Origin of the sequence: Kaistella flava (ex Peng et al. 2021), from assembly GCF_015191005.1 — a bacterium.
Lineage (GTDB): Bacteria > Bacteroidota > Bacteroidia > Flavobacteriales > Weeksellaceae > Kaistella > Kaistella flava.
Window position 1 is genome coordinate 585,282 of the sequence record NZ_CP040442.1, and the last position, 18,162, is coordinate 603,443.

General features: G+C 34.2%; 14 protein-coding genes. 6 read left to right on the forward strand and 8 right to left on the reverse strand.

Annotation, left to right across the window (positions count from 1 at the left end; genetic code table 11):
• Positions 1-56: 56 nt before the first annotated feature.
• From Q73A0000_RS02670 to Q73A0000_RS02685, 4 genes are all read right to left on the reverse strand, one after another.
• Positions 57-1,553 (reverse strand): peptide MFS transporter, encoded by a 1,497-nt coding sequence (locus Q73A0000_RS02670; RefSeq protein ID WP_193812551.1) that lies wholly within the window; start codon positions 1,551-1,553, stop codon positions 57-59.
• A gap of 128 nt (positions 1,554-1,681) precedes the next feature.
• The gene (locus tag Q73A0000_RS02675) at positions 1,682-3,430 is read right to left on the reverse strand and encodes a peptide MFS transporter (RefSeq protein ID WP_193812552.1); all 1,749 of its coding nucleotides are present in this window, start codon (positions 3,428-3,430) and stop codon (positions 1,682-1,684) included.
• Positions 3,431-3,565: 135 nt separating this feature from the next.
• Positions 3,566-5,248 carry a peptide MFS transporter gene (locus Q73A0000_RS02680; protein WP_193812553.1) on the reverse strand — a complete coding sequence of 561 codons (1,683 nt, stop codon included), beginning with the start codon at positions 5,246-5,248 and terminating at the stop codon, positions 3,566-3,568.
• A gap of 95 nt (positions 5,249-5,343) precedes the next feature.
• Positions 5,344-7,470 carry a S9 family peptidase gene (locus tag Q73A0000_RS02685; RefSeq protein WP_193812554.1) on the reverse strand — a complete coding sequence of 709 codons (2,127 nt, stop codon included), beginning with the start codon at positions 7,468-7,470 and terminating at the stop codon, positions 5,344-5,346.
• A gap of 121 nt (positions 7,471-7,591) precedes the next feature.
• On the opposite strand from Q73A0000_RS02685, the gene Q73A0000_RS02690 reads away from it, so the two are divergent.
• Entirely contained in the window at positions 7,592-8,065 is a 474-nt protein-coding gene (locus Q73A0000_RS02690) for a hypothetical protein (RefSeq protein WP_193812555.1), read from the forward strand.
• A gap of 51 nt (positions 8,066-8,116) precedes the next feature.
• On the opposite strand, the gene Q73A0000_RS02695 is transcribed toward Q73A0000_RS02690, so the two are convergent.
• The 3 genes from Q73A0000_RS02695 to Q73A0000_RS02705 form a co-directional block, all read right to left on the reverse strand.
• Entirely contained in the window at positions 8,117-9,472 is a 1,356-nt protein-coding gene (locus Q73A0000_RS02695; protein ID WP_193812556.1) for an AAA family ATPase, read from the reverse strand.
• 81 nt (positions 9,473-9,553) lie between these two features.
• On the reverse strand, positions 9,554-10,078 hold the full coding sequence (locus Q73A0000_RS02700; protein ID WP_193812557.1) for a helix-turn-helix domain-containing protein: 525 nt from the start codon (positions 10,076-10,078) through the stop codon (positions 9,554-9,556).
• A 133-nt stretch (positions 10,079-10,211) separates the two neighbouring features.
• Positions 10,212-11,303, reverse strand: coding sequence for a TerC/Alx family metal homeostasis membrane protein (locus tag Q73A0000_RS02705; RefSeq protein WP_193812558.1), 1,092 nt, complete (start codon positions 11,301-11,303; stop codon positions 10,212-10,214).
• Between the two features lie 347 nt (positions 11,304-11,650).
• On the opposite strand from Q73A0000_RS02705, the gene Q73A0000_RS02710 reads away from it, so the two are divergent.
• Positions 11,651-12,757 (forward strand): M14 family zinc carboxypeptidase, encoded by a 1,107-nt coding sequence (locus Q73A0000_RS02710; RefSeq protein ID WP_193812559.1) that lies wholly within the window; start codon positions 11,651-11,653, stop codon positions 12,755-12,757.
• 51 nt (positions 12,758-12,808) lie between these two features.
• Here the strand turns inward: Q73A0000_RS02710 and Q73A0000_RS02715 are convergent, their stop codons facing one another.
• On the reverse strand, positions 12,809-13,315 hold the full coding sequence (locus Q73A0000_RS02715; protein WP_193812560.1) for a DUF4920 domain-containing protein: 507 nt from the start codon (positions 13,313-13,315) through the stop codon (positions 12,809-12,811).
• A 249-nt stretch (positions 13,316-13,564) separates the two neighbouring features.
• On the opposite strand from Q73A0000_RS02715, the gene Q73A0000_RS02720 reads away from it, so the two are divergent.
• From Q73A0000_RS02720 to Q73A0000_RS02735, 4 genes are all read left to right on the forward strand, one after another.
• Complete coding sequence (locus Q73A0000_RS02720; protein WP_193812561.1) at positions 13,565-14,971, forward strand: APC family permease; 1,407 nt, start codon at positions 13,565-13,567, stop codon at positions 14,969-14,971.
• A gap of 455 nt (positions 14,972-15,426) precedes the next feature.
• Positions 15,427-15,660, forward strand: coding sequence for a putative signal transducing protein (locus Q73A0000_RS02725; protein WP_193812562.1), 234 nt, complete (start codon positions 15,427-15,429; stop codon positions 15,658-15,660).
• A 41-nt stretch (positions 15,661-15,701) separates the two neighbouring features.
• On the forward strand, positions 15,702-16,613 hold the full coding sequence (locus tag Q73A0000_RS02730) for a cation diffusion facilitator family transporter (protein ID WP_193812563.1): 912 nt from the start codon (positions 15,702-15,704) through the stop codon (positions 16,611-16,613).
• A gap of 691 nt (positions 16,614-17,304) precedes the next feature.
• Entirely contained in the window at positions 17,305-18,141 is an 837-nt protein-coding gene (locus tag Q73A0000_RS02735; RefSeq protein ID WP_193812564.1) for a 1,4-dihydroxy-2-naphthoyl-CoA synthase, read from the forward strand.
• Positions 18,142-18,162: the final 21 nt, after the last annotated feature.

Sequence of the window (18,162 nt, forward strand, 5' to 3'; positions counted from 1 at the left end):
ATAGAAAAAACCACCGAATAATCGATGGTTTTTGTGATTTATATTTTAAATAAAGATTAGTGAATACCTTTCATAAATTTATTTAAAAGTGGTGAAAGCAATAATAAACATGCTCCCGAAGCCAACATCAAATACGTGATAAAAGGATATAAAGCAAAATCGTAAGTGGTTAAAATTTGCTCCAAAGTTGCTGCAAGATAGTTTCCTAAAGCGAAACTCGCCATCCAAACACCCATCATAATTGAAGTAATATTACCTGGTGAAAGTTTGGTTACCATCGAAAGTCCGATTGGTGATAACATTAATTCTCCTACCGTTAAAAGCGCGTAAACAACTACCAACCACATTGGGCTAACAATATTCCCAGCATCTGCACTGTTTTGTGCCTGAGTCATAATGAAGAACGCAAATGCTCCAACGAACATCGCCATCGCAAATTTAATTGGAGTTCTTGGATTCAGTCTTTTGGCCGCCAATTTTACCCATAAGATAGAAAATAGAGGAGCCAAGGTCACAATTACAATAGGGTTAATGTTTTGGAACCAAGTAGTCGGGATTTCAAAACCACCAACAACTCTGTCTGTATTTTCTTGTGCGAAAAGATTAAATGTTCCTCCTGCCTGTTCGAAACCAGCCCAGAAAACAATGTTGAAGAAGGCTAGAATAAGGATTACAAAGACTCTGGTCCATTCTGTTGATCCATTTGTTCCTTTAAAAATAGACATCCCGATAAATCCAACACCTGCAATACCTAATACCCAAACCATAATGGTGTGAATAATATCTGAGGTATTGTTCCAAATGAACATTACCAAAAATACGAAAGCCACATTTCCAATAGTATAAAGAATAATGTCTCTCCAGTCTTTACCTATTAAATCAGTAATTCCTTTTTCTTTATATCCTGGTGGAAGCCCTTTATCTCCTAAAGTATTTCTACGTGCATAAAACCAAAGAACGCCTAAAAGCATTCCTAAACCTGCAGCGAAGTAACCGTAAGGCCAACCTACTTTTTCGCCTAAAGTACCAGCAACAAAAGGAGAAAGGAAAGCACCAATATTAATACCCATGTAGAAAATGGTAAATGCACCATCTTTTCTTGGATCATCGTTATCATATAAATCTCCAACGATGGTTGAAATGTTTGGTTTAAAGAATCCATTTCCTAGAATCAACACTCCTAATCCTAAATAGAAAAAGTGTTTTCTAGTTTCCACATCACCTAATAAATCTACAGAAGCACTCGCTGCTAAAATGAATTGACCAATCGCCATTACCAAACCACCAATTAGGATTGATTTTCTTTGACCTAAAAGTTTATCAGCAAACCAACCACCCAAAATTGGAGTCAGGTAAACTAAAGCGGTGAAAACACCGTAAACTGATAATGATTCAGCACGGTTTAGGCCGAAACCTCCCGTTGCTAATTCTGCGGTTAAGAAAATTGTTAATAGGGCACGCATTCCATAATAGGAAAAACGCTCCCACATTTCAGTAAAGAACAAGGTGTATAATCCTTTTGGATGACCTTGTTGAGGCTGTGTAGTGTCCATTTTTAATTGTTAATTTTTCGATTAGTGGACAAATATAGTTTTTTTATGTTTATGAAATACATTTCGCAACTTTAAACGGAAAAACCACCGAATAATCGGTGGTTTTATCTTAAATATTTGAAATATTATTAATTTACGCCGTGCATCATTTTTTTCAAAATCGGAGATATAAGTGCTAAAATTGCTCCTGCAATTCCACAAAGAATTACAAATACCATGAAGAATTCAAATAAATTATGAATTTCAAATCCAGCGAAACTATTGTAAACAATTGAAATTTGCTCTTTATCAAGAAGAGATAGTTGATCTGCAGTTAATGTAATTTTTTTATCTAATACATCTTGAAGATTGATGCCTAATTCTTTAGCCTTTAGGAATTTGTCTCCAGTCGCAGGTAATATTGAACCTAAAATTCCTGAAAGAGCGTATCCTGCAGCATTGGCAATAAAGAATACACCAAATAAAAGGGAGGCAAATCTTTTTGGTGCTAATTTACCAACCAAAGATAATCCGATTGGAGATAAACAAAGTTCTCCCATGGTCTGGATTAAATAAAGTAAAATCAACCATTTCACTGCAAGCAGTCCTGTATTTCCTAAATCTTTTACATTGTAAGCGATAATTAAATAACTTAAGGCGATTAAACCAAGTCCAATTGCTTGTTTTAAAGGGGAAACTGGTTCTTTTTTATTTGCTCTTAATTTGTCCCAAAGCATACTGAATGGAACTGCTAAAACCACAATGAATAAACCATTAAAAATCTGAACCATTGATGGAGGCATGTTCCAACCTAAAATATCTCGGTCAGTTTGGTTATCTGCAATAAATGTTAAAGATGAACCTGCCTGTTCGAAAGCAGCCCAGAAGAAAATGATGAAAAATGATACGATATAAATTACCCAAATTCTGTCTCTCTCTACTTTATTTTCGGTTGCAGACATAATTAAATAAGCCAACGCAAGTCCCATAGAATAGATGAATGGATAAATAACTGCTTTCACAAATTCTCCCATTCCGACAGAACCAAATCCGATTTTATCTACAAATAAATATTGAAATCCAAAGAATGTTAATACGAAAATTGCTACCGCAATACCGATTGATTTTCCAGTGAAATTAGCTGTTTGAGATTCACCTTCTTCAAAATCTTCTGCGGTATTTTGGCTTGGTAGTCCACCAATTGGTCTTCCTTCTGGTGTTACAACGTATTTATTTTTAAGTAATACAAAAGTAAGTGTTCCGATTACCATTGCTATAGAAGCTGCTAAAAAGCCCCATTTGAATGCGTGAATATCTCTTATTCCACCTGCATCTTTTACATCTCCTAAAAAAGGACAAATAAACTGACCCAAAAATGCTCCTAAGTTAATTCCCATGTAAAAAATGGTAAAAGCGGAATCCAATTTTGATTTTTCCTGTTTTGGATATAGACTTCCTACCATCGAAGAAATATTTGGTTTAAAGAAACCATTTCCGAAAATAATCACTCCCAAAGCGACCCACATCAGCATTTGTGCCGAACTTAAATTGGAGTCGAATGTTGAAGCACTCATAAACATCAGAAATTGTCCAACTGCCATCAATGTTCCTCCAACAATAATACAATATCTATTTCCCAAAAATCGGTCTGCAATAAAACCACCAAGCATTGGGGTAAGATAACAAAGGGCCAAAAATCCACCGTATATAATGGTAACATCTCCTTCTTTCATTAACAGCGAGTTCACCATAAAAAGCGTCAACAAAGCGCGCATTCCATAGAAGTTGAAACGCTCCCACATTTCTGTGCCAAAAAGTACCCACAAACCTTTCGGATGCTTCGTTTTTGGTTCGTTTATAAGTTCGTTACTCGAGTTTAATGCTTCTAGCTCGTCCATATGTTAATCGTTAATTATTTGTTAAGGTTAGCAAATATAGTTTTTTTTCAGTTTTTACAAATGTTTTTCGCAACATTTAAACGAAAAAACCGCAGAAATGTTCTGCGGTTTTATTTATGTATGCGTTAATGTGATTTAGTTAACACCTCTTTCTTTCATAATCTTGTTAAGTCTCTTTAAAATCGATAGTCCTAATAAGGTAGCGATTAATAATAAACCGAAGTTTACGATAAAGAAATAGGCTTTATTATCGTACTCGTACCAGAAACTGGCTAAAACTCCGGAAAGTTTGTTTCCAATCGAAGTTGAAAGGAAGAATCCTCCCATCATTAATGCTGTAATTCTTGGTGGCGAAAGCTTTGAAACTAACGACAATCCCATTGGTGAAAGACATAATTCTCCCAACGTAATTACTCCATAGGAGAGAATTAACCAAATTGCGGAAACCTTGATCATTCCATTGTTTCCTGCATAAACTGCTCCTACCATTACCAAACATGATAAGGCGGAAATGAATAATCCCAGAACAATTTTAGTAGGCGTAGTAGGTTCTTTGCCCTTTCGTCGAAGAAACATAAAGAATCCAACAACAATCGGAGTTAAAATAATTACCCAGGCCGGATTGATCGACTGGAATAATTCGGTATTGTAAAGCGCCACTTCCTGAGTTGGATTTGCTTCAAGTTTAGCTCGCTCGGTTTCAGAAATATTTCTAAAATAAATATCCTGTCCCATTTCTTTAACGGGTTTTCCTGCTTCATCTTTTTTTGTACGGTATTGATCATCATAGACAGAAACCTCCTTCATTTCATAGGTTTTCCCTTGAACTCCGTCTTTTCCGTCAATTAAATTAATGGCACGTAAAGGCTCTACTAATGGAGCTGGAATAGCACGATCAGTATAATTATTCGCCCAGCGAGTCAAGGCAGTTCCGTTCTGTTTAAATACCGCCCAGAACATTAAACTTACGGCGAAGATCGCAAGCAAAGCACCAATTGGTCTTTTGTCTTCCGCGTTAGCTTTCACGTAAAGCATTATATAGAAGTAGATTACCGGAATACAGGCGAAGATAAAAGCATCCGTAGAATCAGTACCGAAAATATTTCCTGGAATCATCCAACCGATAACTCCCGCGATAATTGCAGGTAAGAACACCTTTAATAAAATATCAGAAATTTTGGTATCTCCTTCTTGAGAAGGTTTTAAAACGTTGGCTTGTAAAATATGTTTTCTTCCAAGTGTGAAGACGATAAGACCGATAAACATTCCGACTCCTGCAGTCATGAAGGCTGGTCCCCAACCATATTTGTTGCGCATGAATGCTGCAATAATATTACAAATAAATGCACCAATATTAATTCCCATATAGAAAATATTATAACCGGCATCTTTATTATCCTTGTAAGGTTCTTCGTTATAAAGGTTTCCTAAAAGAGTAGAAATACTAGGTTTAAAGAATCCATTTCCTAAAATTACCAAACCTAGTGAAGCATAGAAAAGAGGAAGTTCTTTGAATAAACCAACTCCTAAATAACCCAATCCCATTAAGGTACCACCGATATAAATTGCTTTGACATAGCCTAACAGTTTGTCGGCCAGGAAACCTCCCAGAAACGGAGTAAGATAGGTTAAAGCGATAAAGGTTCCGAAGATATCGTCGGCACTTTTATCATTAAAAGCGAGACCTCCTTTTTCACTATCGATCATGTAAAGAACGAAGATTCCGAGGATTAGATAATAGCCGAATCGCTCCCACATTTCCGTAAAAAACAGATAGGGTAAACCTTTAGGGTGTTTTCTGGTTGTTTTTTGTTCCATTTTCAAATTTTAATTTTAGCAAATATATATTATTAAGTTTAAATGTAAAAAGCCCTCATAGGAGAGCTTTTTTTGCCTGTTTTAAACAAACTTTTTTAAAGATTTTCTAAAAGAAAATTAGTCATTTTCTGATAGAGTTGTGGGCGAGTTTGTCCACCGTAAATTCCGTGATTTTTATCTGGATAAGCCATGAATTCAAACTGCTTATTATTTTGAATTAAAGCCTCAGAGAATTCCATAGCATTCTGAAAATGAACGTTATCATCCGCAGTTCCATGGATTAAAAGATACTTTCCTTTTAACAAATTCGCGTAAGTTGTTGGCGAGTTATCATCATATCCACCAGGGTTTTCTTGTGGTGTTCTCATGAATCTTTCTGTATAAATTGAATCGTAATATCTCCAGTTAGTTACCGGAGCAACAGCGATTCCGGTTTTGAAAACATCAGCTCCTTTTGTTAAGGCTAAACTCGCCATATAACCACCAAAACTCCATCCGAAAATTCCGATTCTGTCTTTATTGATATAGGATTGCTGTCCAAACCATTTTGCAGCTGCAATTTGGTCATCGATTTCGTATTTTCCTAAGTTTAAATAAGTTGTTTTTTTAAACTCAGTTCCTTTGTAACCGGTTCCACGACCATCAACACAAGCTACGATATATCCCTTTTGAACCAAATGATTGAACCATAATGCGTTTCCTGTATCCCAAGAATTGGCCACACTTTGAGATCCTGGACCAGAATATTGGAACATAAATAATGGATATTTTTTATTAGGATCAAAGTCTTTCGGCTTCATAATCCATGCATTCATTTGGTCGCCATTTTCATTTGGAACAGTGAAAAACTCTTTGTTCACCATATTATCTGCCTGAAGTTTTTTCAATTGCTCCTCATTATTTTGCAATTCCTTCAAGGTTTTTCCATTCGCATCTTTTAAAACATACGTATAAGGTTTTGCTGCAGACGAAGAAGTTTCGATGAAATATTTATAGTTTTGGCTAAAGCTGGCACTATTTGTTCCACTTGTATTCGAAAGCAAAGTTGTTTTTCCTGTTTCGATATTTACTTTAGAAACGACTCTGTTAATGCTTCCTTCCTGAGTTGTCTGAATGAAAACTTCTTTTGTTTTCGGATTAAAACCGTAGTAATTAGTTACTTCCCAGTTTCCTTTGGTAATTTGTTTTTTCAGTTTTCCGTCTTGATTATACCAATAAAGGTGTCTGTTTCCATCACGTTCAGCTCCCCAGATGAAAGAATTATCAGCCAAGAATTCTAAAGTTACATTATCAGTATCGATCCATCTTTTATCAGATTCTGTAAATAATTTAGTAATCTCTCCAGTTTTGGTATTTACTTTTAAAACATCTGATGCATTTTGCAATCTTTCAGAAGTAATTAAAATAAGTTCGTCAGGTTTTGCAGTTCTATAAACATCTGGAATATAGTAGTTTTTAAAATTGCTAAGATTTAGCGCTATCGTTTTTGCAGAATCTAAACGATAAAGTTGAGCAGATACTACCGAATTATTTGCTCCCGCTTTTGGATATTTAAATCTCATTTCAGAAGGGTAGAGTTGTTTACCATAAATCGTAATTGACATTTCTGGTACTTCTGATTCATTAGATTTAACAAAAATAATAGCGTCAGAATTTTTGGTCCATTCATACAATTTTGCATGTCCGAATTCTTCCTCATAAACCCAATCTCCAAGTCCGTTTAAAATTGAATTCTTCTTCCCATCAGTAGTAATCTGAGTGATTTTTTCTGAACTTAAATCTTGATAAAATAAATTGTTATCAGCGATAAAAGCTACTTTATTTCCATCCGGAGAAAAAGTGGGTTCCTGTACAAAGTTCCCATTATTGAGACTTACCACCTTTCCAGATTTTAAATCTTTAACATCGAATTTACCAAAAAATGAATGTCTGTAAATGGGCAGACTTTCTTTTAATAGTAGGATTTTTGATTCATCGTCATTGAAAATATAAGATTGAAAGCTTCCTTCGACTATATTTCCGTCTCTTTTTGTGGTTTTATAGGAATATTTTGCAATTCCACCTGGCTCAATGATTACGTAATTTTCACCATTTTTTAGGGACGAAATTCCGGAGATTCCTTTGCCTCTGTAATAACCAGAGTAGATTTTATCTAAGGTAATTTCCTGAGAGAAATACGCAACAGAAGTTAAAATAGAAATTGTGAATAGGATTTTTTTCATAATAAAATTGATAAGATTTCAAAGATAGGAAATTTCTTAAAATACCGTTAAACTTTCCGTTAATCGCTTTTAATGGCAAAATAATTGATATTATTTATTAAATCAATTAAAAATAATAACTATGGAAACTTATAATTCAGAAAAATTAGTAAAATATCAAATAGATAATCAGGAGATTATAGTTGGATTTGCAACTTTTAAAGATGCAGTTAACTACGCTGCTCACAATAAAGGAAATTTAGTAGAAGTAGGATTTAAAGGTGGAAATGATAATCCGCAATTAACAAATGAAGCGGAATTAATTGATAGAAAAATTCATTATTTCGTAGAAGCTGGTCCTGAATATCGATTTATTCATTCATCAGATCCAGAATTCAGGGATTTTGCTGATCAACTTCAAGAAAGAAAATCAGAATTAATTGAAGAAAGTCCGGAAGAAAAGTATTTTGCCAATGCAGAAATTGAAATTTCAGAAGACCCAATTATCGTTCTTAAAAATGATGAATTTGAATCGGTAACTTCCAGAGAAAGATCCAAATATTTGAAACAAGCCAACGTTTATGAAATCGGAGTTTTAAAACATATTGAAGCTTAAAAAACTTTATTTTCAAAGAATATTTTTAATAACCTATTGATAGATAATGGGTTATTTTTTTTGTTTTATTTCATCATTATGAGTGAAACCTATTGGTTTTGTGGGCTCATCCACAATTTTGTAATGTTCTACTTCAACTTTTAATGCTTCGATTCTTACCGTAAAATCTTCGTAATTATTCAAAGAAACATCATAAATAAATTGTTGAATTTGATCAAGATAAGTTCCGGTTAATTTTGAAGAAGCGTCTCTTAAAGAGGCATCTAACATTTTTTGAGTGATTTTTATCGTTGTTGAATTATTTTTTAAGTAAAGATTTCTAATTCTTTTTTTCAAACTTTGCGTAAAATCAATCAGCATCGTATTTGAAAACGCTTGCATTTTTTTAGATATTTCTAACCAAAATGGAAGTTGATGCGCTTTGTTATCTTCTAAAATTTTAATCAGCAAAGCATCCGGCGAGAGATCTTCTGTCATATGATGAAAAAGCATTTCTGAACGTTCTTTCATATTGGGTGGAAATACAGGAATCAAAACATCAAATCGACCTGGAGCAAGAAGTTCCCGATCAATTTTCTCTAATGAATTTGCCGCACCAACCATCAATATGTTCTCTTTTTCGAAATGACTAATATAGTGTAAGATGATTTCTTTCGTCTCCTCATCATCACTTTTTACAGATTCATCTTCGCTACGTTCGCTCATTATTTCATCAAAATCTTCTAGAAAAAGAAGTGTTTTTTCTGATTTCATAATCTGAATTAAAAAATCATTAAAGGTTATCTTTTGGTCATCAACAAAAGAAATTCCTAAAAAATATTTTTTTATTTCTTTGAATTCGTAATCTATAATCTCAGCTATTTTTTTTGCCCAAAATATTTTACCACTTCCCGGAGGACCATAAAGAACAATTCCAGCAGGTCTATGAATTCCCCAATCTTGTACAGAAATATTACTCAAGTAAGGTTCTAATGTTTGAGAAACAAAAAAAAATAAATCACGATAACCAATAAAATCTCTTTCTGCTAAGTGGGTGTTTTTACCAAAATAATTATAAACGAATTTGTAATTTCCTCCTAATTTATTATCGATTCCGAAACTTGAAACAGACGATTTATATTTACCGTTATCAAATAATTTGGGTTTATCTTTTTTAATGATTTCCGCTACTTTATCTTTTGGTTGATCGATATTTTCTGCGATATCTTCGATTGATTTATTTTGATTTAAATCTTCAGAATATTTCCTCAAAAAAACGATATTCTCTCGAGCAAATTTTGCAAAATCATCTTTGACCTCAAAGTTGGTACTAATACATTCTGAAAGTTCCAAATCAAAATCTTGAATAAATTTGATAAAACTTTCGGTAGGGATTTTAAGTTCTTTTGCAAGTTCAGCCAATTTCATATCAATCGATTTTTAAGAGTATAATCAAATTTACAAATTAAATTCTTGAAGTTCTTTCAGAAATTAAACTCAATATAGAAATTATGGCTCGAAAGTTTCAAATTTTCCATTTTCATAAAAGAAAACGATCTTCTTAATCTTAACTTCTTGATTTTCAGATAATTCTATTTTAGTTTTTGTTTCTGGAATCTCTAATCGCTGAGAATCGAATATTTTTTCCTTTTCAGTTTGTTGTACAGGAATTTTCGATTCTCGTGGTTCTTGAATTTCGATGCGATCCTCGGATTCAGTAATTCCGAATGCTTCATCATTAATTAAAGAGAATAAATCGGGCAGGGAAGTAGGTTTTGGTTTTTCAGGAATAACCTTAATTTCAACTGGAGCATCAGGCTTTTTCACCATTTCACCTTCGCCTTCGATCAGCCATTCCCATTCTAATTCAGGGAAACGACTTTTAATCTTCATCAGAAAATCGAGTGACGGTTTATTTCTGCCGGAAGTGATATGAGAAATACTCGAACGTTGTACTTCGATTTCGTCTGCAAATTCTGATAGTGATAATTCAGAATAGGTGATAACTTTAGAAATTCTTTCCTTTAAATCCATATTACAAATGTAAATATAATTTTACAATTATAAATTACAAAAGTAAACCGCTTCAAAATTTACTTAATTACAAATGTAAATAATAACTATAAGTAATTGATTAATAATTAATTATTCTATTTACAATATTAAATTACTTACGTAAATGGTCATCATTTTTAGGATCATACTTAAGTTTTCTATCCTTTTTATGTTCTGGTAAAACTAGCGAAAGGAAGATACTTCCACCTAATATTCCTACGATAATAAACAAAGAATCGGTTGTCGAAAAACCTAATTGATCGAGATATTCATGAAATAACATCTTCAAACCGATGAAGGTTAATAAGACTGCTAAACCAACTTTTAAGAATCTAAACTTATCGATAACTCCCGCTAAAAGAAAGAACATGGAACGCAGTCCGATGATGGCAAAAATATTAGAAAAGAAAACAATATAAGGATCTTTAGTAACCGAGAATATCGCTGGAATACTGTCAACGGCAAAGATTAAATCGGTAATCTCTATGATGATAAGAACTAAGAATAGGGGAGTCATCTTATTAATACCATTGATCTTTACAAAGAACTTATTACCGACAAAGTGATTATGGACCTTAAAATACTTATTCGCAAACTTGACGACAGGATGCTTTTGGGTATCGATTTTATCGTCATTATCTTTCTCGAAGAACATCTTGATACCGGTAAACACCAGGAACGCACCAAATACATACATGATCCATTCGAACTTCTGAATAAGCGCCGCACCTACAAATATAAAGACAAACCTCATGGCAATCGCGCCCAGAATTCCCCAAAACAGCACGCGGTGATAATTCCTTGGGGCTACACCAAAAGCGGTGAATACTAAGACCATTACGAATATGTTATCCACAGACAACGCGTATTCGACGACGTAACCTGTTAAATATTCAAGTCCAAGATTGTGGTTGTATAAATAGATGCTGGTTCCTAAATCTCCGGGAATGATTTTTACAGGATGATGATGCTTAGAAATGACCTGTTGCAGTTTTTCAAGACTGTCGATGCCATGGAGTAGGTGACCGTAGTTGGTTAAAACAAAATAGAAACACATTGAAAGTGCAACCACGAAAAAACTCATTAAGCCGGCTTGTTTCATAGAAACCGTAGATGATTTCTTATTTAATAAGCCTAAATCTAAAGCCAGGATCATCACGATAAAGACGATGAAACCCAAAAGGAAAATGCTCTCGTTTGTCATATAATTATAAAGAACAAATATAATGAAATTAAAGATTCGTCAATTATTTACAAATGTAAACAATACAAAAAATAGGTCGGGTAGTGCGTATAACTTGTTTATGTTACTTACCATCAAATGGAGTTTTCCACACGGTTATTCACTTAAAGTAAGATTGTTAATTTGATTTAGATAATCTTTGTAACCAACTGACTTTATGTAAATTATAAATTTTTATTAATAATAAAGCAATCCACAAAATTATCAACAGACATTCTGACATTTTGAAGTGTTTAATGAATTTACAAAAGTAAATTTTATTTTTAAGAAAGAAAGATTTAAATTTGGAAATTGTAAAATTGAAATAGATGTTATCAAACCTGAATTACGTACAAAACCCTGATTTCCCAAACCGGTATATTTCCCCGGAAAAATTATTTAATTTCCTACAGACGAATTACAGCCATAGTATTATAGAGCTTGGTTCCTCTTATTTAGAGAAACCTATTTATAAAATGTGTTTAGGAAATGGTAAGATTAAAATCTTGGCGTGGTCACAAATGCATGGCAATGAATCTAATGCTACCCATGCGATGTTAGATTTGTTGGAGATCTTTAAACATCAACCAGAGCTTAAGGAGGAATTATTTTCAAAAATTACTTTGGATTTTATTTTCATGCTTAATCCCGATGGTTCAGAAAGATGGACCAGAAGAAATGGATTAGATATCGATCTAAACAGAGATTTTTTAAAACAGTCGAGTAAGGAATTTCCTTTTCTAAAAGATCTGGCTCATAAAGGTTCTTATGATTATGCCTTGAATCTACACGAACAAAGAACGATTTTCAGTACAGATGGAATTCATCCAGCAACCTTATCTTTTTTGGCTCCTGCAGAAGATGTCGACAGAACAATTACGGAAACGAGGAAAAAAGCAATGGCGGTAATTTCTAAAATTTACCAAAAATTGAAGAACGAGATTCCTAAGCAAATTGCGAGATATTCAGATGAGTTCTATCCGAGTTCTACGGGAGATAATTTTACGAAATTCGGTATTCCAACAATTCTGTTTGAAGGTGGACATTTCCCAGATGATTACAAGAGAACAGGAACACGTAAATATTACACGGTGGCTTTATATGAAAGTTTGGTGGCAATTTCTAAATTGAATGGCGCGACCGATGGTTGGGAAGACTATCGAGAGATTCCTGAGAACAAAGAATCTCACTATGATTTGATATACAGAAATGTAAAACTTAATACCGATTTTAAATGTATTCTAGATATCGCTGTACAATATAAAGAAGAAATAAAACCAAAAGCTGATGAAATTTCATTTACACCAATCGTTGTAGAAGTTGGAGATATCGGAAAAAAGAAAGGCTGGAAAGAAATTGACTGTACCGGAAAAACCTTTGTTTCAGATCGAAAATTTCCGAAACTGGATGAAGAAGTTGATTTTATAATTGAATAAAAAAAAGCGAAGTTGAGAGACTTCGCTTTTTTATTGATTCACGTTGATGATTTAGTTAACTACTTTAATTCCGCTGGCCATAAATCTAATTTCTTCTTCAGGTTTCGTAATTACATCAATTTCTGATTGCGGTTTTTTCGCATCTTCAGCATAATGTTTTTGCTCATCTACAGAAGTAACTTTCATTTCTGCGTTCCCTTCTAAAACAACCGTTTTTCCTTCCAAAGCAGTCGGCACAAAGAATCCGTAATCTTTCATTTTAATGAAGAACTTCTCATTACTATCGGTTTCTAATGTTAACCAACATCCTTTTTTATCGCAAACCTTCGTTACTTTCCCTTTAACTGCTACGTTTTCTACTTTTGCAGATTTCTTTAATTTCTGATCCAGTTTTTTAGTCGTCATGGCAGACTTCTCTGCTTTTGCAGAAACTCCAGCTCCATAAACCTCGCCAACCAAAGCTTTTCCTTCAGGTGGTCCTACTTTTTTTGCTTCTGCTCCTTGTGCAAACGCAACTGTGGAAAGCATCAGTGATAATAAAAGAACAAATTTTTTCATTTCATTTAATTTTTACAAAAGTATAAAATATTTTTCAATCAGAATTATTTCACAATCAGCTATTTGTGCATTTTACCCGATACTTGCAATTAAAATCTTAAATTCTTTACATAAAATTTATATATTTAACCCTTTCAAAATAAAATTCGAAATAAGACAGATGTGTTTTTAAACTAACAATCTGCATTAATAATAACTAAAATAATTTTTAAAGAAGAAAGTTTATTTTCTCTTTAATCTCCATGATCTATGAATAAGAAACTTAAACTTTGGGATGCCACCATGCTCGTAATGGGCTCTATGATTGGAAGCGGAATTTTTATTGTCAGTTCAGACATGATGCGGAATTTAGGTTCCGGATATTGGCTCATCGCCGTTTGGATCATTACCGGAATTATGACGATCGCTGCTGCAATTTCATATGGTGAACTTTCATCAATGTTTCCAAAAGCAGGCGGACAGTACACGTATATAACTGAAATATTCGGGAAAATGCCCGGCTTCCTTTATGGTTGGGGTTTATTCACCGTCATCCAAACTGGTACAATCGCCGCCGTAGCAATGGCTTTCGGTAAATTTACCGCTTATCTCGTTCCCGCACTTAATTCGCAACCGATTTTTCAAAGTGGCGGATTCAAAATTACTTGGATTCAAATTCTCGCAATCGGAATTATCTTATTGTTGACTTATATTAATTCCCGAGGTTTAAAAAATGGTAAAATTCTACAAGATGTTTTTACCTCTTCTAAAATTATTGCGCTTTTAGGAATTATCATTTTCGGAGTTATTTTAGTGAAAAATTCCCAATGGACTGAAAACATGAGTTTTGGCTGGAATGCTTTTCAGGATTTTGGTACCGATACCGGAAATACCTTAGAACCAACTGGCTGGAAATCTATCGGCGGAATCACTCTTTTAGGCGGAATCGCAGCTGCAATGGTTGGTTCCGTGTTCAGTTCGGTAGCTTGGGAAAACGTGACATTCATGTCAGGAGAAATCGAAAATCCAAAGAAAAACGTAGTGAAAGCGATGGTTCTAGGAACTTCTGTCGTAATGGTTTTATACCTTTTTGTGAACTTCGTTTACCTTCACGCACTCGATCGCAACGGAATTGCATTTGCAGATAACAATCGCCCTGCAGTCGCTGCTTCAGAAGTTATTTTCGGAAGTACAGGCACCATCATTATGGCAATTTTAGTAATGGTTTCCACTTTTGGCTGTATCAATGGGTTGGTTTTAGCTGGTGCTAGAGTTTTTCAAACCATGGCAAAAGACGGCTTGTTTTTTAAGTCTGCCGCAGAAAATAATCAAAACGATGTTCCTGGTAAATCCCTTTGGATGCAAGGAACTTGGGCTTGTGTCCTCGCACTTTCCGGGCAGTACGGCGACTTACTCGACATGATTTCGTTCATCATTGTTCTCTTTTACATGGTCACCGTTTTCGGTGTAATTTGGATGAGAATCAAGCAACCAAACCTCGAAAGACCTTATAAAACCTGGCTTTATCCAATCACGCCAATCATTTATTTACTCATCGGAACCGCATTTTGCATCCTTTTAATCATCTTCAAACCGCAATATACCTGGCCAGGATTCATCCTCATTCTAATCGGAGTTCCCGTCTATTGGTACATTAACAGAAGAAAAATTGATTAATTAATAGTTTTAAAATCAATTTTCAGAAGCAACAAAGTGAGTGCAGAGTTCGACGATCAGTCCCGCTTTCCGCACTCGCTTTTTTTCTTTTTCCTCCGCATTTTCCTCCGCATAAAAGAAAAAAGAGCTCAAACAATTGCTCCAATCGGGGCTAAAACTTCTTTCTGTTTTTCTTTCAAAAGTTTTAAAATTAACAGTTTATAAAGAGTAAGTTTCGGCAGTTAAACTTTATGTAATCTTTTTGAGGTCTATCTTTTAATAAAATTGATGTGCCTAAAATGGAAAAATAATTAGAACTATAATAAGATTGCATGATAATTGTTACTAAAAAAAGCTGATTTGAACTTTGAAGTTTAGACAGAATTTTTTTTAATTAAATAAAAAAAACGCTGCTTAAAACTGCATCTAATCGATTTCAGGTTCATAAAAAATAACTAACTTTTCAAAAAGAAATTATGTCAGAATTAGTCCCTATTTTTCAATCCTCTTACTTGTACGAAATTGAAGTTGCCAAAACAAAACTCGCTTCCCGAGATATTCCCAGTTATATCAAAAATGAATATGTAAACAATATTGCAGTATTTCCAATCTCGCAAAATTATTATTTGTTGGTTAGCGAGAGAGACTTTGAAGCCGCAGAAAAAGTCCTGCAGGAAAACGATGAAATCTCCGAAGACTTCGTTCAATAGTTCAATTCTATAATTCTAGATATTAGATAAGCAAAATAGTTATGGCTCACGATCATTCCCATGACCATTCGCATCAGATTAATGTGAGCAATTTGAATCGTGCTTTCTATATCGCTATTGGATTGAATTTGGTTTTTGTGATTATCGAAGCCGGTTATGGTTGGATTTACAATTCACTCTCTCTACTTTCTGACGCTGGACACAATTTAAGCGATGTAATGAGTTTGGTCTTATCCTTAATCGCTTTTAAGTTATTAAAGAGAAAACCAACTTCAACTTATACCTATGGTTTTCGAAGAGCGACAATTTTGGCTTCATTAACAAACGCTATTTTATTAATTTTCGCCGTCGGATTTATTATTTATGAAGCGATTGAGAGGTTTTTAAATCCACAACCTGTGGAAGGCGGAGTGGTTTCAATCGTTGCATTCGTAGGGATTTTCGTGAATGGAATTACCGCTTGGCTATTTCTAAAAGATAAAGAAAAAGACCTTAATGTGAAAGGCGCTTACCTGCATATGGTAGCTGATATGTTAGTTTCTTTAGCAGTTGTTATTAGTGGGGTTATTATTATTTATACGGATTGGTTTTGGTTAGATGCATTATTGAGTATTATAATAGGCGTCGTTATTTTAATTGGAACTTGGAGTTTGTTGACGCAAAGTTTAAAATTATCTTTAGATGGCGTTCCTGAAAATGTAAATCCAGAAAAAGTAAAAGAAGAGATTCTGAAAATAAATGGAGTAGTAGATTTTCAGCATGTTCATATTTGGGCTTTAAGTACGACTGAAAATGCATTGACCGCTCATGTTCGAATCTCAGAAAGTCTTACGATTACCGAAATTGAAGATTTGAAAAATACCATTAAGCACAAACTGGAGCATCTTCAAATTAAGCATTCCACCATTGAAACTTATTTTGGTGAAAAATCTTTCGATAAAGAAGATTATTAAGTCGTAAAAATAAGCTTGAATATTTTTATTACGCAAATTTCTAATTACTTTTAGATAGCATTCCTCCGGAACGCAAAATCATTACTCCAAATTGATCTTCTACAGAGATATTGTTCCTCCGGAACAATGTTTCGGTTAATATGATTGTGTATTTGCTTTTTCTATAAATGTTTTTTCTATTTTTAGATTATTTTTTGATAACGTAAAACGTGATTCTGGAGGAATCGTATCTCTGTAGAAATATATAAAGAGAAGAATTTGGGGCGTTCTGGTGGAACGCTATCTTTTTTGAGAGATGAATTATTCTATTTATATTACGTTCCCACAGTTTTAGCAGTCAAAATATCAAGGAAAATATTTTTAAGGCGTCCGTAGGAAAGAGATATTTTCAACATTTTCTTTTCTTTGATAACTCGATATCTTTTTTTCTAATTTAATCCGTACTAAATCATTCAATTTTCCAAAAAATCTTCGAAAATAGAAAAATCTCTTTCTTTTAGCCCCGATTGCAGCGACATCCTTTTTTGAGGAGGAAAGACGAAAAAAAGATACAGCGGAAAGCGGGTGGAATCTTCGAAATAAAATTCAATCTTCATGCTCCTAAAAACTACGAATTTGTCCTAATTTAAACGTCTTTTCATTTTGACTTGGCTTTTTATTTTCCCTATCTTTACGCAAAATTTTACGCAAAATGACAGACTGGAAAACCGTCAAGGAATACGAAGATATTACGTACCAAAAAAAAGGTGGCGTCGCAAGAATCGCCTTTAACAGACCGGAAGTGCGCAACGCCTTTCGCCCGAAAACAACCTCCGAATTATATGATGCTTTTTACCACGTTTCCGAAGATTCGTCGGTTGGCGTTGTATTGTTGACCGGCGAAGGTCCAAGCCCGAAAGATGGTGGTCATGCTTTTTGCAGTGGAGGCGATCAGAGAGCTCGTGGTGAACAGGGTTATGTAGGTGAGGACGGAAGACACCGTTTGAATATTTTAGAAGTTCAACGATTGATTCGTTTCATGCCGAAAGTTGTGATTGCCGTGGTTAATGGTTGGGCAGTTGGTGGCGGACATTCTTTGCATGTCGTTTGTGATCTTACTTTAGCGAGTAAAGAGCACGCGATTTTTAAACAAACTGATGCCGACGTTACCAGTTTTGATGGTGGTTATGGTTCTGCTTATTTGGCAAAAATGGTTGGACAGAAAAAAGCCAGAGAAATTTTCTTTTTAGGACGTAATTATTCTGCTCAAGAAGCTGCCGATATGGGAATGGTGAATGCTGTAATTCCTCACGCTGAGTTAGAAGATACTGCGTACGAATGGGCTGAGGAGATTTTAGGAAAATCACCAATGTCAATTCGAATGTTAAAATTCGCAATGAATTTAACAGACGATGGAATGGTTGGTCAGCAAGTTTTCGCTGGTGAAGCAACACGTTTAGCATACATGACTGAAGAAGCGAAAGAGGGTAGAAATGCTTTCCTTGAAAAAAGAAAACCCGACTTCGGAGATAATAATTGGATTTCTTAACATAAATGATAAGTAATTATT

Excerpts from the sequence above, each read along its gene's own strand:
- Q73A0000_RS02670 (WP_193812551.1), bottom strand. The coding sequence starts at position 1,553 with ATGGACACTACACAGCCTCAACAAGGTCATCCAAAAGGATTATACACC.
- Q73A0000_RS02675 (WP_193812552.1), bottom strand. The coding sequence starts at position 3,430 with ATGGACGAGCTAGAAGCATTAAACTCGAGTAACGAACTTATAAACGAA.
- Q73A0000_RS02680 (WP_193812553.1), bottom strand. The coding sequence starts at position 5,248 with ATGGAACAAAAAACAACCAGAAAACACCCTAAAGGTTTACCCTATCTG.
- Q73A0000_RS02685 (WP_193812554.1), bottom strand. The coding sequence starts at position 7,470 with ATGAAAAAAATCCTATTCACAATTTCTATTTTAACTTCTGTTGCGTAT.
- Q73A0000_RS02690 (WP_193812555.1), top strand. The coding sequence starts at position 7,592 with ATGGAAACTTATAATTCAGAAAAATTAGTAAAATATCAAATAGATAAT.
- Q73A0000_RS02695 (WP_193812556.1), bottom strand. The coding sequence starts at position 9,472 with ATGAAATTGGCTGAACTTGCAAAAGAACTTAAAATCCCTACCGAAAGT.
- Q73A0000_RS02700 (WP_193812557.1), bottom strand. The coding sequence starts at position 10,078 with ATGGATTTAAAGGAAAGAATTTCTAAAGTTATCACCTATTCTGAATTA.
- Q73A0000_RS02705 (WP_193812558.1), bottom strand. The coding sequence starts at position 11,303 with ATGACAAACGAGAGCATTTTCCTTTTGGGTTTCATCGTCTTTATCGTG.
- Q73A0000_RS02710 (WP_193812559.1), top strand. The coding sequence starts at position 11,651 with ATGTTATCAAACCTGAATTACGTACAAAACCCTGATTTCCCAAACCGG.
- Q73A0000_RS02715 (WP_193812560.1), bottom strand. The coding sequence starts at position 13,315 with ATGAAAAAATTTGTTCTTTTATTATCACTGATGCTTTCCACAGTTGCG.
- Q73A0000_RS02720 (WP_193812561.1), top strand. The coding sequence starts at position 13,565 with ATGAATAAGAAACTTAAACTTTGGGATGCCACCATGCTCGTAATGGGC.
- Q73A0000_RS02725 (WP_193812562.1), top strand. The coding sequence starts at position 15,427 with ATGTCAGAATTAGTCCCTATTTTTCAATCCTCTTACTTGTACGAAATT.
- Q73A0000_RS02730 (WP_193812563.1), top strand. The coding sequence starts at position 15,702 with ATGGCTCACGATCATTCCCATGACCATTCGCATCAGATTAATGTGAGC.
- Q73A0000_RS02735 (WP_193812564.1), top strand. The coding sequence starts at position 17,305 with ATGACAGACTGGAAAACCGTCAAGGAATACGAAGATATTACGTACCAA.